The organism is Streptomyces sp. R35, from assembly GCF_041053035.1.
In the GTDB taxonomy this organism is placed as follows: Bacteria; Actinomycetota; Actinomycetes; order Streptomycetales; family Streptomycetaceae; genus Streptomyces; species Streptomyces lutosisoli.
Map to the genome: position 1 here is coordinate 7,308,487 of NZ_CP163440.1, position 14,728 is coordinate 7,323,214.

Sequence of the window (14,728 nt, forward strand, 5' to 3'; positions counted from 1 at the left end):
GGGACTCTTCAAAGGACCGGCAGGCGGGAATCGCAAGGAACTGGCAGGCGGGAATCGTGAGGATCTTCGGCAAGGGACGACACCGGCCCTCCGCCTCATGGCGGCAGGCCACCGACCGTGCGTTCACGCTGATCGGCGACGGCCGGTACGAGGACGCGGGAGCGCTGCTGACACGCGCCGCGGACCTGGAGCCGTGGCTGTCCGAGTCCTGGTTCAACCTGGCCCTGCTGCACAAGTTCCGGCACGACTGGGAGCAGGCCCGGGCGGCCGGTCTCCGCGCCGTCGCACTGCTCGACCGGGAGACCGGCGCACCTGACTGGTGGAACGTGGGCATCGCGGCCACCGCCCTGCAGGACTGGCCGCTGGCCCGGCGCGCCTGGCAGGCGTACGGGCTGCGGGTGCCCGGCGGCGCCGCCGTCTCCGGGGAGCCGGTGGGCATGGACCTGGGCAGTGCGGCCGTACGGCTGTCTCCGGAGGGCGAGGCCGAGGTGGTGTGGGGGCGCAGGCTGGACCCCGCGCGCGTCGAGGTGCTGTCCATTCCGCTGCCGTCGTCCGGGCGGCGCTGGGGCGAGGTCGTACTGCACGACGGGGTGCCCCACGGGGAGCGGACGACCGCGGCCGGGCACGCCTATCCCGTGTTCGACGAGATCGAGCTGTGGGCGCCGTCACCGGTGCCTACCTGGGTGGTCCTCCTTGAGGCGGCCACCGAGGACGACCGGGACGCGCTGGAGCAGCTGGCCGCCGATGCCGGGTTCGCCGCGGAGGACTGGTCTTCGTCGGTGCGGTTGCTGTGCCGGATGTGTTCCGAGTCGCGGATGCCGTCCGATGAGGGGGACGGTGAGCATCTGGATCCGCATGATCACAGTGAGCCCGGGCATCCTGGGCCGCTGGGGCACCGTACGGACGGGCAGCTGTGGGTGCCTGAGCGGGAGTGTGGGGTGGCTGCGCCGGCTGGGCTGGTGCGGGGGTTGTTGGACGGGTGGGTTGCCGACAGTCCGGATTCCCGGGACTGGCGGGATTTGGAAGAGGTCTGCTAGGCGCTCGTTGTTCGTCGGCTGCGGGTTCGTCGTGGCTGGTCGCGCAGTTCCCCGCGCCCGTTACGGGGCGCGTTGCCCCTACCCCGACGTGGGAAGGGCGCCGAATGGTCCCCTTACCCTGTATGAGCACCACACCCCTGGTTTCGAGGAAGGCGTACGTCGGTCATGGCGCAGCAGGACACCGATCAGCAGCACGTGGGCGTGCTCCCCGTGGACGACGAGGGCTTCGTCATCGACACCGAGGACGGCGAGGAGCGTGAGGCGGCCTACCGTGAGCGTGGGACCTCGCGGCCGATCACGGTCGTCGGGAACCCGGTGCTGCACAAGGAGTGCAAGGACGTCACCGAGTTCGGGGACGAGCTGGACCAGCTGGTCGCCGACATGTTCGCCAGCCAGCGCACCGCCGAGGGCGTGGGCCTGGCCGCGAACCAGATCGGCGTCGACCTGAAGGTCTTCGTCTACGACTGCATGGACGACGAGGGCAAGCAGCACGTGGGCGTCGTCTGCAACCCCGTGCTCGTCGAGCTGCCCGCCGAGCAGCGCCGCCTGGACGACAGCAACGAGGGCTGCCTCTCGGTGCCGACCGCGTACGCGCCGCTGGCCCGCCCCGACTACGCCGAGGTCACCGGGCAGGACGAGAAGGGCAACCCGATCAAGGTGCGTGGCACCGGCTACTTCGCGCGCTGCCTCCAGCACGAGACGGACCACCTGTACGGCTACCTGTACATCGACCGGCTCTCCAAGCGCGAGCGCAAGGACGCGCTGCGGCAGATGGCCGAGAACGAGCCCCGCTACGCGATCGTCGCGAACGACTGACTTAGCACAGCGGCCGTCGTCACGCACGGCAGTGACAGAAAATGACAGGTGGGGTTGGCGACCTCTCGTGAGCCCCGTTCGTTGATCTCCTCGTACGGCGTCTGGACAGGTACCCCCTGACCAGGCGCCGTTCGCGTGTACGTCGCACGTTCGATCCCTTGTGCTCCTCTAGTGATCCATATTCAGTCACACAAGGGGAGGTTCTCGGCATCATGGGGTAGTGAACGATGCAAATCCGTTCCCAGAACGGTCAGTTGTGGTGCTGAATGGGAAGTGCGGGGATACGCAACGGCGCACGCCCGGCACAGCGGGAGGGGTGTAGCGCCAACAGGCGGCTGAGAGGGGTTTGTTCGTGCATGCTTTCTCACAGAGCACTTCATCGACACCAACAGCGGTCGCGGTACCACCGGCGCTCTCTCTCCCGGTGATCGAGGCAGCGTTTCCCCGCCAACTGCATCCGTATTGGCCCCGGCTCCAGGAGAAGACCAGGACCTGGCTGCTCGAAAAGCGGCTCATGCCGGCGGACAAGGTCGAAGAATATGCCGATGGCCTGTGCTACACCGACCTCATGGCGGGCTACTACATTGGCGCCCCCGACGAGGTCATGCAGGCGATAGCGGACTACAGCGCGTGGTTCTTCGTCTGGGACGACCGCCACGACCGCGATGTCATCCACGGCCGGACGGACGCCTGGCGGAGGCTCAGGTTCCAGTTGCACGCGGCCCTCGACTCTCCAAGGAGTCATCTGCACCACCGGGATCCCCTGGTCGCGGCGTTCGCGGACACCATGGTGCGCCTGTACTCGTTCCTCAGCAAGAAGTGGAACGAACGGTTCGCGCTCCACTTCCACGCGGTGATCGAGGCGTACGACCGGGAATTCCGGAACCGTTCCTCGGGCACCGTCCCCACGGTCGAGGAGTATCTCGAACTCCGCAGGCTGACGTTCGCGCACTGGATCTGGACCGACCTCCTGGAACCGAGCGCGGGGTATGAACTCCCCGCCGTGGTACGGAATCACCCCGCATATCGGAGGGCGGCACTGCTCAGCCAGGAATTCGCCGCATGGTACAACGATCTGTGCTCGCTCCCCAAGGAAATAGCGGGCGACGAATTCCACAATCTCGGAATCAGCCTCATTCACCATGAAGGGCTGACTCTCGAAGAATCCGTCGTAGAAGTACGACGACGGGTCGAGGAATGCATCAACGAATTCCTCGTCGCCGAACTGGACGTATTACGGCTCGCCGACACCCTCGCGGACGGGACCGTCCGGGGAAATGCGGCGAGCATCGCCGTGACGGCGTGCCTCGGCAATATGCGGAACTGGTTCAGCTCCGTGTACTGGTTCCACCACGAGTCGGGCCGGTACATGGTCGACAACTGGGACGACCGCGCCACACCCCCGTACGTCAACAATGAAGCGGCAGGTGAGAAATGACCGTCGAGTCTGTGCGGCCCGAGGTACCTCAGAGGCTGGAGCCGCTGTCCACCCCGCCCCTCGCGGGGGGCGGAGTACCCGGCCTCGGTCACGGCTGGAAACTGGTCCGCGACCCGCTGGGCTTCCTGGCCCAGCTGCGCGACCACGGCGACGTCGTCCGGCTCAAGCTGGGCCCCAAGACGGTGTACGCCGTCACCACCCCCGAGCTCACCGGAGCGCTGGCACTCAGCCCCGACTACGAGATCGGCGGCCCGCTGTGGGAGTCCCTCGAAGGGCTGCTCGGCAAGAAAGGGGTCGCGACGGCCAACGGGCCGCGGCACCGGCGTCAGCGGCGGACGATCCAGCCGGCGTTCCGGGCCGACATCATCCATGAGTACGGGTCGATCATGGAGGAGGAGGCGCGCGCGTTCGCGGCGCGCATGGTGCCGGGGAAGACGATCGACTGCACATCGGAGTCGTTCCGCGTCGCCGTCCGCATCGCGTCCCGCTGTCTGCTGCGCGGCCAGTTCATGGACGAGCGGGCCGAGCGGCTGAGCATCGCGCTCGGCGACGTGTTCCGCGGCATGTACCGGCGCATGGTCATCCCGGCCGGGCCGCTCTATCGGCTGCCGCTTCCGTCCCATCGTCAATTCGACCGCGCATTGGCCGATTTGCATGACATCGTCGACGAGATCATCGACGAGCGGCGGGCATCTGGTCAAAAGCCGGACGATTTGCTGACGGCATTGCTGGAAGCGAAGGACGACAACGGCGCCCCCATCGACGAACAGGAGATCCACGACCAAGTCGTCGCGATACTCACCCCCGGCAGCGAAACCATCGCGTCCACGATCATGTGGCTTCTGCAAGCACTCACCGAACACCCGGAACAGGCGGACAAGGTGAGCAAGGAGGTCGAATCCGTCACGGGCGGCCGACCCGTCGGATTCGACGACGTCCGGAGGCTGTCGCACACGAACAATGTCGTCGTCGAGACGCTGCGTTTGCGCCCCGCCGTATGGATATTGACGCGGCGCGCGGTGACCGAAACCGACCTGGGCGGCTATCGCATTCCGGCCGGTGCCGACATCGTCTACAGCCCGTACGCGATCCAGCGCGATCCCCAGTCGTACCAGCAGCACCTGGATTTCGACCCCGACCGCTGGCTTCCGGAACGGTCCAAGGACATAGGGAAGTACGCGATGCGCCCGTTCAGCTTGGGCAACCGGAAGTGTCCGAGTGACCACTTCTCGATGGCCCAGCTCAGCCTGATCACGGCGACTGTGGCGTCCAGGTGGCGCTTCGAGCAGGTGTCCGGCTCCAACGACGCACCCCACGTCGGCATCACCCTGCGGCCGCACGAACTGCTGCTCAAGGCAGAACCCCGCTAGCACCTCTCCGGCGTGCCGCGCCGGAAAGGCCCTGGCCCCGCGCGTCTACTGGCGCGCGTTCAGGCAGCCCGCGGGCCCCTGAACGTGCGCCGGTACGCCTGCGGGGTCGTCCCCAGACTCCGGACGAACTGGTGGCGCAGCGCGGCCGCGTTCCCGAACCCGGTGCGGCCCGCGACCGCGTCCATCGTCTCGTCCGTGGACTCCAGCAACTCCTGTGCCAGCAACACCCGTTGGCGCAGGATCCAGCGGTACGGCGTGGTGCCGGTCTCCTGCTGGAAGCGGCGCGCGAAGGTGCGCGGGGACATATGGGCACGGGCCGCGAGCTGCTCGACGGTCACCTCCTCGTCGAGGTGCTGCTGCATCCACACCAGCACCTCGCCGACCGTGTCGCAGGGGGAGCGGGGCAGCGGGCGCTCGATGTACTGGGCCTGGCCGCCGTCGCGGTGCGGCGGTACGACCATGCGGCGGGCGATGGCGTTGGCGACCTCCGGGCCGTGCTCCTTGCGCACCAGGTGCAGGCAGGCGTCGATTCCGGCCGCGGTGCCCGCCGAGGTGATCACCGGGTCCTCGTCGACGTACAGCACGTCCGGCTCGACGATCGCCCGCGGATACTGCCGGGCCAGCGCCTCCGCGTGATGCCAGTGCACCGCGCAGCGCCGCCCGTCGAGCAGCCCGGCCGCGCCCAGCACGAAGGCGCCGGAGCAGACGCTGAGCACCCGGGCACCGCGCTCGACGGCCCGGCGCAGCGCGTCGAGCAGCGCGGGCGGGTAGTCGCGCACGGCGTAGGTGTCCCCGGCCGGCACGACGACGAGGTCGGCCTCGTCGAGCCGGTCGAGGCCGTGCGGCGTGGAGACGGTGAACCCGGAGACATGGGTGCCGAGGGTCGGGCCCTCGGCCGAGGCGATCGCGAAGTCGTACACGGGCAGCCCCTCGTCGCTGCGGTCGAGGCCGAACACCTCGCAGACGACGCCGAGTTCGAAGGGATGCACACCGTCGAGCAGCACTGCGGCCACGTTCTTCAGCATGTTCTCCAGTGTGCCTCGGAAGTGGCAGTAATTCGAGGGTGTGCGGCAGTCCTGCCACTGCCGGTAAGGAGTCATCGGCGCGACAGTGGTGTTCATGGAGACGCTGATGAACAACCTTGACAACCGCGACTACCTCGTCGGACTGCTGACCGTCCTCGGGATCTTCGTGGTCCTGGCCCTGCCGGCGCTGGTCGGCCTGGCTCACGAGCGGCGCGTCGACCGTCAGCTAGGGCTTCGCGACCACCACGGTGACCGTCCACTCCTGAAGGCCCTTGCACGAGATCCGGGCCGGGTCGCTCGGGCACAGCGGTCGGGACGACGTCAGGTGGGCCGTGCCGGCCGAGACCGCCTTGAAGGCGGCGGACGCGTCGCCCGCCTGAAGGACGATGCCGCTGTTCGTGGCTTCTAGGCCGCCGCCGTCGGCCTTGACCGGCGACCAGGGCTTGCTGGTCGTGCCGTCGAGGCTGATGCGGAGCACCTCGCCCGTCGTCAGGCAGAAGGTGTGGCCGGTGTCGGCGGCGCCGAGCTCCGCCTTCGCCTCCGTACAGCCCTTACGGGACGTTGTGGGGGACGGCGACACGGTGCCGCTGCCGCCCGCGTCGTCCCCGCTCTGGGTGCCGCAGCCCGCGAGCAGAAGCGTTACGGCGGCGAGGGGTGCCGCCGCGAGGGCGAGGGTCCGGCGGTGGATCGTACGGTGCAAGCGCATGGGGGGCCTCCTTGCGACTTGGACGTGCCACCCGCCGATCAGGATCCCGTCGTGATCCTTTTTCTCGATCCTTTTTCTCGATACTTTCGGATCCCCCTCCGGGCGCGGAAAGGCCCTGACCGCCGTGGCGGCCAGGGCCTCCGTGTGTCAGCTGGTCGTGACGGCGGTGTCGTCGACGACGAAGCTGGTCTGGAGCGAGGAGTCCTCGACACCGCTGAACTTCAGGGTGACGGTGGACCCGGCGAACGAGGACAGGTCGAACGTCTTCTGGGCGTAGCCCGAGGCGGCGTTGAGGTTCGAGTACGTCGCCAGAGTGGTCGAACCGGCGGTGACCGTCAGCTTGTCGTACTGACTGCTGGTGGTCGTCTCCGCCGTGTCGATGTGGAGGTAGAAGGTGAAGCTGGCCTTGCAGCCGGACGGGATGGTCACCGACTGGGAGAGCGTGTCGGTGTGGGTGGAGCCGTAGCCGTCCAGCCAGGCCTTGTACGAGCCGGCGTGGGCGGCCTCACTGCTGGAGCTGGTGATGACACCGCTGGTGGCGGTCCAGGTGGTGTTGCCCGACTCGAAGCCCGGGTTGCCGAGCAGCTGCGCCGAGGTGCAGGTGCCGCCGCCGGAGGTGCTGACGGTCCAGGTGAAGGAGGCCGAGCCGGAGGCACCCGTGCTGTCGGTCGCGGTGACGGTGGTGCTGTAGGTGCCCGCCGTGCTCGCGGTGCCGGAGATCAGGCCGGTGGAGCTGCTGATGGACAGCCCGGTCGGCAGGCCGCTCGCGCTGTAGGTGAGAGTCGCGCCCGCGCTGTCGCTGGCCGAGATCTGCAGGCTGACCGAGCCGCCGGTGGCGGTGGACTGGCTGCCCGGGTTGGTGACCGTCACCGTGTTGCCGGTGCTGGTGCCCGAGGTGAAGGCGGCGGTGCCGTTGGGGGTGCCCCAGCCGGTCGGGCCGTCGTAGCCGGTGGCCGCGGTGCAGAAGTACGAGGTGGAGCAGGAGCCGTTGTTGCCGCTGGTCACGTCGTACAGGTTCGAGGTGTGCGAGTACGGGTACTTCGCCGGGTAGTCGCTGGATCCCGGGGTGCCCGCGAGGGCGTACACACCCGCGATGATCGGCGCCGAGGCGCTCGTACCGCCGTAGACCGCCCAGCCGGAGCCGCCATAGGTGTCGTAGACGGCCACGCCGGTGGCGGGGTCGGCGACCGCGGAGACGTCGGACTCCATGCGCTTGGTGCAGCCGGTGTCGGTCTGCCAGCTCGGCTTGGCGTCGTACGCGGAGCAGCCCGAGCCGGTGCCCTCGGTGCTGCTGGTCTTCCAGACCGACTCGCTCCAGCCACGGGTGGTGGAGGACGTGGACAGCGCGGTGCCGCCGACGGCGGTCACGTACTGGGACGTGGCCGGGTACTCGGCGCCGTAGCCCGAGTCACCCGAGGAGACGGTGATGGCGACGCCCGGGTGCTTGAAGTACGAGGTGTCCTCGCTGGTCTGGGAGGAGGACTCGGAGCCGCCCCAGCTGTTGGAGACGAACTTCGCGCCCAGGGCCACGGCCTCGTTCTCGGCGGTGCCGAGGTCGGAGTCGGTCGCCGAGTTGGCCTCGACCAGGATGATGTTGCAGTTCGGGCAGACCGCGCTGACCATGTCGATGTCGAGCGCTTCCTCGCCCGCCCAGCCGGTGTCGTTCGTCGGCAGCGAGGTGGTCGAGCCGGTCTGGCTGACCTGCTTGAAGCAGCCGTTGGCGACCGTGCAGGCCGACAGGCCGAACTGCGAACGGTAAGTGGCCAGGTCGGAGGCCGCGTTGGGGTCGTTGTACGCGTCGACCACGGCGACGGTCAGGCCGGAGCCGCCGGTCGAGGGCAGGTTGTAGGCGCTGTGCAGGTTGGCCGGGCTGAGGCCGGACACCGCGGCGGCGGCGTTCGGGGAGACGGCGGCGGCCAGTTTCTGCGCGATGTCGGTACGCCGCTGCGCGAAGCAGGACATCTGGCCGGCCTTGGTGGCCTCGGCGCACAGGTGCTTGGTCGCGACCTTCTGGCCGGCCTTGCCCGTCGAGTGGACCGCCTGTCGGGCGGGATCGGTGAGGGCCTTCGCGTTCTGACTGGTGCGGGAGACGTGTGCGGCGGGCGCCGGCTGCGCGTCCGCGGGCGGGGCCGCGGCGAATCCGGCGATGCCGAGGGCGAGGGCCGGGAGGGCGGCGGTCAGAAGTCTTCGCAGGCTCCGGGCGGGTCTGTTCGGGGGTATCTCGCGCATGGGGGGTGCTGCCTCCATCGGTTTGAGGCCGGTGCCGCGAGGGCCTGGGTGGGGCCGTACGCGACGCCATGGCCGGGAGTGGGGTTCTCGGCGCACAAGTGGCAGGCCCGTGACGCGCGTAGCGTCGAGACAGCGGAGCAGCCGCCAGGGACCGTTCTGGGCTGTCGTGGGCATGACACTTTGATCGTCCTGTGACGCCGTGGTGTACGTGACGCGGCGGGACGGCCAGAACGTAGCCGGGTCCGATGCCGTGCGAACAGGCGTGCCGGAAGAACTTTGCCGCCCCATGGCCGCTCCATGGACCGCGCATAGCCGCCTCATGGGCGGGACGCGACGACGCCGGGCCGCACAAGCGGCCCGGCGTCGTCGGTGATGCGCCGTCAGAGTCCCTGCGGGACAGGCGGTCTAGAAGTCCTCGTCGAGGTCGACCGTGCCCTCCACCGCGACCTGGTACGCGGACGGACGCCGCTCGAAGAAGTTGGTCAGCTCCTGAACACCCTGGAGCTCCATGAAGGAGAAGGGGTTCTCGGAGCCGTACACCGGCGCGAAGCCCAGCCGCTGGAGGCGCTGGTCGGCGACGCACTCCAGGTACTGCCGCATCGAGTCGGTGTTCATGCCCGGCAGACCGTCACCGCACAGATCGCGGCCGAACTGCAGCTCCGCGTCGACGGCCTCCCGGATCATGTCGGTGACCTGCTGCTGAAGCCGGTCGTCGAAGAGCTCCGGCTCCTCCTTGCGGACCGTGTCGACCACCTCGAAGGCGAAGGACATGTGCATCGTCTCGTCGCGGAACACCCAGTTGGTGCCCGTCGCCAGGCCGTGCAGCAGACCCCGGCTGCGGAACCAGTAGACGTACGCGAAGGCGCCGTAGAAGAACAGGCCCTCGATGCACGCGGCGAAGCAGATCAGGTTGAGCAGGAAGCGGCGGCGGTCGGCCTGGGTCTCCAGGCGGTCCAGCTTCTCGACCTCGTTGATCCACTTGAAGCAGAACTCGGCCTTCTCACGGATGGAGGGGATGTTCTCGACGGCGTCGAAGGCGGCGGCGCGGTCGTCCGGGTCGGGGAGATAGGTGTCCAGCAGGGTCAGATAGAACTGGACGTGGACCGCTTCCTCGAAGAGCTGCCGGGAGAGATACAGGCGCGCCTCGGGGGAGTTGATGTGCTTGTACAGCGTCAGCACGAGGTTGTTCGCCACGATCGAGTCGCCCGTCGCGAAGAACGCGACCAGCCGTCCGATCATGTGCTGCTCGCCCTGCGAGAGCTTCGCGAGGTCGGCGACGTCCGAGTGGAGGTCGACCTCCTCGACGGTCCAGGTGTTCTTGATCGCGTCCCGGTAGCGCTCGTAGAAGTCCGGGTAGCGCATGGGGCGGAGGGTGAGTTCGAAGCCCGGGTCGAGGAGGTTCTTCTCGGTCTTTTCGGGGGCGGTCGTCATTACTGGCAGGCCTCGCAGGACTCGGGGTTCTCAAGGGAGCAGGCGACGGCGTCGGGGTCGGCCGCCTGCTGGACGGGGATGGTCTTCTCGGGCTGTGCCTGTGCCTGGGCGGCGCGGGCGATGCGGGTCGCCGGGCGCGAGCGCAGGTAGTACGTCGTCTTCAGGCCCGACTTCCAGGCGTAGGCGTACATCGAGGAGAGCTTGCCGATGGTCGGCGTCTCCAGGAACAGGTTCAGCGACTGGGCCTGGTCGAGGAACGGGGTGCGGGCGGCGGCCATGTCGATGAGGCCGCGCTGCGGGATCTCCCAGGCCGTGCGGTACAGGTCGCGGACGTCCTGCGGTACCCAGGTGAAGCCCTGCACCGAGCCGTTGGACTCGCGCAGCGCCTCGCGGGTCTGCGCGTCCCACACGCCGAGCTTCTTCAGCTCGGCCACCAGGTAGGAGTTGACCTGGAGGAACTCGCCGGAGAGCGTCTCGCGCTTGAAGAGGTTCGAGACCTGCGGCTCGATGCACTCGTACACGCCCGCGATGGAGGCGATCGTGGCGGTGGGCGCGATGGCGAGGAGGAGCGAGTTGCGCATGCCTACGGCGGCGATACGTTCGCGCAGGGCCGCCCAGCGCTCCGGCCAGTTCAGCTCCACGTCGAAGTGGTCGGGGTGGAGGACTCCGCGGGCCGTACGGGTCTTCTCCCAGGCAGGAAGCGGGCCGTTGCGCTCGGCGAGGTCCGCGGAGGCTTCGTACGCGGCGAGCATGATGCGCTCGGCGATACGGGTGGAGAGGGCCTTGGCCTCGGGGGAGTCGAAGGGGACGCGCAACTTGAAGAAGACGTCCTGGAGGCCCATCGCGCCGAGGCCGACCGGGCGCCACTTCGCGTTGGAGCGGCCCGCCTGCTCGGTCGGGTAGAAGTTGATGTCGACGACGCGGTCGAGGAAGGTGACGGCCGTGCGGACCGTCTCGTCCAGGCGGTCCCAGTCGATGTCGTCGCCGATGACGAACGCGCCCAGGTTCACCGAGCCCAGGTTGCAGACCGCCGTCTCGCCGTCGTCCGTGACCTCCAGGATCTCGGTGCACAGGTTCGAGGAGTGGACGGTGTGGCCCGGCTCCGCCGTCTGGTTGGCGGTGCGGTTGGCGGCGTCCTTGAAGGTCATCCAGCCGTTGCCGGTCTGCGCGAGGGTGCGCATCATGCGGCCGTACAGATCGCGGGCCGGGATGGTCTTCTTGGCGAGGCCCGCCTCCTCCGCCTTGCGGTACGCGGCGTCGAACGCGTCGCCCCACAGGTCGACCAGTTCGGGCACGTCGGCCGGGGAGAAGAGGGACCAGACGCCGTCCTCGTTCACCCGGCGCATGAACTCGTCCGGGATCCAGTGCGCGAGGTTCAGGTTGTGCGTACGGCGGGCGTCCTCGCCGGTGTTGTCGCGCAGCTCCAGGAACTCCTCGATGTCGGAGTGCCAGGTCTCCAGGTAGACCGCGGCCGCACCCTTGCGCCGGCCGCCCTGGTTCACGGCGGCGACCGAGGCGTCCAGCGTCTTCAGGAACGGGACGATGCCGTTGGAGTGGCCGTTCGTGCCGCGGATCAGCGAACCGCGCGAACGGATACGGGAGTACGACAGGCCGATGCCGCCCGCGTGCTTCGAGAGGCGGGCGACCTGGTGGTAGCGGTCGTAGATGGAGTCCAGCTCGTCCAGCGGGGAGTCGAGGAGGTAGCAGGACGACATCTGGGGGTGCCGGGTGCCGGAGTTGAAGAGCGTGGGGGAGGAGGGAAGGTAGTCGAGGCGGCTCATCAGGCTGTAGAGCGCCGCTACTTCGTCGAGGGCCCTGGTGGTGTCGTCCTCGGCGAGGCCCGATGCCACGCGGAGCATGAAGTGCTGGGGCGTCTCGACGACCTTGCGGGTGATCGGGTGCCGCAGGAGGTAACGGCTGTGCAGGGTACGCAGGCCGAAGTAGCCGAAGCGGTCGTCGCCTTCGGTGTCGATCAGGGCGTCGAGGCGAGCCGTGTGCAGCCGGACGAACTCGGCGGTGCGGTCGGCGATCAGGCCCTCGCGGTGGCCCGTGGTGATCGACTCGGAGAAGGTCGTGACGCCCTGGGAGGCGGCCTCGGCCGCGATGCTGATCGTCAGCAGCCTGGCTGCCAGCTTCGAGTAGGCGGGGTCCTCGGAGATGAGGCCCGCGGCGGCCTCCGTGGCCAGTTCGCGCAGTTCCGTGTCGTCCGCGCGGGCGGAGCGGCCGCGCAGCGCGGCGGCGGCGACCCGGCCGGGGTCGGCGTCGGGGAGGTCGGCGGTGAGGTCGGTCAGGGTACGCAGCAGCGTGGTACCGGGACCGTCGTTCTCCACCGGGGCCTGCGGCACGGAAACTGAAGCCGGATCGGCTGGCGCGATGGTCACTTGGGGCTCTCCCTCGCTCGGCACGGGGCCAGGGGAAAGCGGCGGGGCACACGAGCGCGCACGGCGTCGCGTCCACCGGCCCATTCCACGAGGCCCGGACGTCGTCGGCGCCCGGACCGGGTGGCCGGGGCGCGCTGTCGGCAGGTCCTCGGACTGACGCGAGTATGTGCACGCGGGTACGCGAACACACACAAGTACACCGTTGCGGGACAGTTCCGGATTCGCACCGGATTCCCCTGCGGCGACAGCGAGCATGAGCATACATCTTGTGCTGGGCTGCGGGAGCACCACCACATGTTGTGTCGCGTCGGTGTCAGGGAGTGCTACTTCGGCTACGGGTGGGTGGGGGCTGGTCCAAAAGAATGCGCGGTTCCCCGCGCCCCTCAAGGGGCGCGGGGAACCGCGCAATACCCGGGGAAGCTAGTGGGTCGCCTCCGCTGTCGCCGGCGGCAGCTTCGCCGCGTTCGGGGCGCTCGCGTCCGCCGTGTAGTCCTCAGGGGACGTCTCGTCCACGCCGTCGGGGGCGTTGAAGGCCCGGAAGGCGAAGGTGAGGACGATGGTCACGACCGCGTTGAGGACGAACGCCGTGAAGCCGATGTAGCCGATCTCCCCGATGCCGGGGATCTCCTTCGAGTTGCCGCCGAAGTGATCCTGGGTGGGGGAGGCGATCCCGTACGCGGCGAGCGTGCCGTAGAGCATGCCCACGGCCCAGCCGGCGAGGAGCGCCCAGCGGTGGAACCAGCGGGTGAACAGGCCGCCCACCAGGGCGGGGAACGTCTGGAGGATCCAGATGCCGCCGAGGAGCTGGAAGTTGATCGCGACGGTCTTGTCCATCGTCAGGACGAAGACCAGCGCGCCCACCTTCACCAGGAGCGAGACCAGCTTGGAGACCTTGGTCTCCTGCTGCGGGGTCGCGTCCGGCTTGATGAAGTCCTTGTAGATGTTGCGGGTGAAAAGGTTCGCGGCGGCGATGGACATGATCGCCGCGGGGACGAGCGCACCGATGCCGATCGCGGCGAAGGCCACGCCCGCGAACCAGTCCGGGAACATGGTCTCGAAGAGCTGGGGGATGGCGAGTTGGCCGTTCGTGACCTTCACCCCGGCCGCGATCGCCATGAAGCCGAGGAGGGCCAGCAGGCCCAGCATCAGGGAGTAGAGCGGGAGGATCGTGGTGTTGCGGCGGATGACGTTGCGGCTGCGGCTCGACAGCGTCGCCGTGATCGAGTGCGGGTACATGAAGAGCGCGAGTGCTGAGCCCAGGGCGAGGGTGGCGTACGTCCACTGGTTCGCCTCGGCGGGGACGATTCCGCCGGCGCCCGCCGCCGTGTACTTGTCGTTCGCCGCCTTGAAGATCTCGTCGAAGCCGCCCAGCTTGATCGGGATGTAGATGATGGCCACCGCGATCACGATGTAGATCAGGGTGTCCTTCACGAACGCGATCAGCGCCGGGGCGCGCAGGCCCGAGGAGTAGGTGTAGGCCGCCAGCACGCCGAAGGCGATGAGGAGCGGGAGGTCCTTCACGAACCAGTTCGTGTTCTCGCCGCCGCCCACGCCCATCACGTCCAGCACGGCCTGGATGCCGACCAGTTGGAGCGCGATGTACGGCATGGTGGCCAGGATGCCGGTGACGGCCACGGCGAGGGACAGGCCCTTGGAGCCGAAGCGGCCGCGCACGAAGTCCGACGTCGTCACGTATCCGTGCTTGTGGGAGACCGACCACAGGCGGGGGAGGAACGTGAAGATCAGCGGGTAGACCAGGATCGTGTACGGCACCGCGAAGAAGCCGGCCGCGCCCGCCGCGTAGATGGCGGCCGGAACGGCGACGAAGGTGTACGCCGTGTAGAGGTCGCCGCCGAGCAGGAACCAGGTGATCCAGGTGCCGAACGACCGTCCGCCCAGGCCCCATTCGTCGAGGCTGTGCTCGTCGTCCGCCTTGCGCCAGCGCGCGGCCAGGAAGCCCATGACCGTGACGGCCAGGAAGAAGAAGATGAAGACGGCGAGTGCCACGCCGTTCACGCCGTCCTTCATGCTTCGACACCGCCCTTCGCGGCGGCGCGGGCCCGCTGGTCACGCTGCCACAGCTGGTACGCGGTCATCGTGAGGGCGGTCGAGATGATGACCCACAGCATCTGGTACCAGTAGAAGAACGGGATGCCTATGAAGGCCGGGTCCGTCTTCGCGTACGAGCCGACCCACAGCATCGCCACGAACGGCGCGAACAGACAGAGCGCGATCACTACGCGGACCGGCGTCACTGCCGGTGGCTTCACTTCAGGCACATCTGACATACGGCGG

The 14,728-nt window shown here is 68.5% G+C and carries 11 protein-coding genes and 1 riboswitch; of the genes, 4 read left to right on the top strand and 7 right to left on the bottom strand.

Annotated features, from left to right (window positions below; all coding sequences use genetic code 11):
* Nucleotides 1-56: 56 nt before the first annotated feature.
* The 4 genes from AB5J50_RS33225 (at nucleotide 57) to AB5J50_RS33240 (ending at nucleotide 4,661) form a co-directional block, all read left to right on the top strand.
* The gene (locus tag AB5J50_RS33225) at nucleotides 57-1,037 is read left to right on the top strand and encodes a hypothetical protein (RefSeq protein ID WP_327431602.1); all 981 of its coding nucleotides are present in this window, start codon (nucleotides 57-59) and stop codon (nucleotides 1,035-1,037) included.
* 165 nt (nucleotides 1,038-1,202) lie between these two features.
* Nucleotides 1,203-1,853, top strand: a complete 651-nt coding sequence (def, locus tag AB5J50_RS33230) for a peptide deformylase (RefSeq protein ID WP_327431603.1) — start codon at nucleotides 1,203-1,205, stop codon at nucleotides 1,851-1,853.
* Between the two features lie 352 nt (nucleotides 1,854-2,205).
* A complete protein-coding gene (gene cyc1, locus AB5J50_RS33235) occupies nucleotides 2,206-3,291 on the top strand; it encodes an epi-isozizaene synthase (protein WP_369261952.1) in 1,086 nt (361 codons plus the stop codon).
* Nucleotides 3,288-4,661 (top strand): cytochrome P450, encoded by a 1,374-nt coding sequence (locus tag AB5J50_RS33240; protein ID WP_369261954.1) that lies wholly within the window; start codon nucleotides 3,288-3,290, stop codon nucleotides 4,659-4,661. Before cyc1 ends, AB5J50_RS33240 begins: the two co-directional genes overlap by 4 nt.
* A gap of 59 nt (nucleotides 4,662-4,720) precedes the next feature.
* On the opposite strand, the gene AB5J50_RS33245 is transcribed toward AB5J50_RS33240, so the two are convergent.
* From AB5J50_RS33245 to AB5J50_RS33275, 7 genes are all read right to left on the bottom strand, one after another.
* Entirely contained in the window at nucleotides 4,721-5,686 is a 966-nt protein-coding gene (locus AB5J50_RS33245) for a GlxA family transcriptional regulator (RefSeq protein WP_369261956.1), read from the bottom strand.
* 226 nt (nucleotides 5,687-5,912) lie between these two features.
* Entirely contained in the window at nucleotides 5,913-6,392 is a 480-nt protein-coding gene (locus tag AB5J50_RS33250; RefSeq protein ID WP_369261958.1) for a hypothetical protein, read from the bottom strand.
* A gap of 147 nt (nucleotides 6,393-6,539) precedes the next feature.
* Entirely contained in the window at nucleotides 6,540-8,621 is a 2,082-nt protein-coding gene (locus AB5J50_RS33255; protein ID WP_369261959.1) for a putative Ig domain-containing protein, read from the bottom strand.
* Nucleotides 8,622-9,026: 405 nt separating this feature from the next.
* Nucleotides 9,027-10,052: a ribonucleotide-diphosphate reductase subunit beta gene (locus AB5J50_RS33260; RefSeq protein ID WP_327431608.1), complete on the bottom strand. Its 1,026-nt coding sequence runs from the start codon at nucleotides 10,050-10,052 to the stop codon at nucleotides 9,027-9,029.
* Complete coding sequence (locus tag AB5J50_RS33265; RefSeq protein ID WP_369261962.1) at nucleotides 10,052-12,433, bottom strand: ribonucleoside-diphosphate reductase subunit alpha; 2,382 nt, start codon at nucleotides 12,431-12,433, stop codon at nucleotides 10,052-10,054. Before AB5J50_RS33265 ends, AB5J50_RS33260 begins: the two co-directional genes overlap by 1 nt.
* A gap of 143 nt (nucleotides 12,434-12,576) precedes the next feature.
* Nucleotides 12,577-12,669: riboswitch (cobalamin riboswitch) on the bottom strand.
* A 184-nt stretch (nucleotides 12,670-12,853) separates the two neighbouring features.
* Entirely contained in the window at nucleotides 12,854-14,461 is a 1,608-nt protein-coding gene (mctP, locus tag AB5J50_RS33270; protein ID WP_369261963.1) for a monocarboxylate uptake permease MctP, read from the bottom strand.
* Nucleotides 14,458-14,721, bottom strand: coding sequence for a DUF3311 domain-containing protein (locus tag AB5J50_RS33275; protein WP_327431611.1), 264 nt, complete (start codon nucleotides 14,719-14,721; stop codon nucleotides 14,458-14,460). The genes mctP and AB5J50_RS33275 overlap by 4 nt, the downstream gene beginning before the upstream one ends.
* Between the last annotated feature and the right edge of the window lie 7 nt (nucleotides 14,722-14,728).

What these genes read in the sequence shown, in the direction of transcription:
- def (WP_327431603.1), top strand. Translation starts at nt 1,203, where the DNA reads ATGGCGCAGCAGGACACCGATCAGCAGCACGTGGGCGTGCTCCCCGTG.
- AB5J50_RS33240 (WP_369261954.1), top strand. Translation starts at nt 3,288, where the DNA reads ATGACCGTCGAGTCTGTGCGGCCCGAGGTACCTCAGAGGCTGGAGCCG.
- AB5J50_RS33245 (WP_369261956.1), bottom strand. Translation starts at nt 5,686, where the DNA reads ATGCTGAAGAACGTGGCCGCAGTGCTGCTCGACGGTGTGCATCCCTTC.
- AB5J50_RS33250 (WP_369261958.1), bottom strand. Translation starts at nt 6,392, where the DNA reads ATGCGCTTGCACCGTACGATCCACCGCCGGACCCTCGCCCTCGCGGCG.
- AB5J50_RS33255 (WP_369261959.1), bottom strand. Translation starts at nt 8,621, where the DNA reads ATGCGCGAGATACCCCCGAACAGACCCGCCCGGAGCCTGCGAAGACTT.
- AB5J50_RS33260 (WP_327431608.1), bottom strand. Translation starts at nt 10,052, where the DNA reads ATGACGACCGCCCCCGAAAAGACCGAGAAGAACCTCCTCGACCCGGGC.
- mctP (WP_369261963.1), bottom strand. Translation starts at nt 14,461, where the DNA reads ATGAAGGACGGCGTGAACGGCGTGGCACTCGCCGTCTTCATCTTCTTC.
- AB5J50_RS33275 (WP_327431611.1), bottom strand. Translation starts at nt 14,721, where the DNA reads ATGTCAGATGTGCCTGAAGTGAAGCCACCGGCAGTGACGCCGGTCCGC.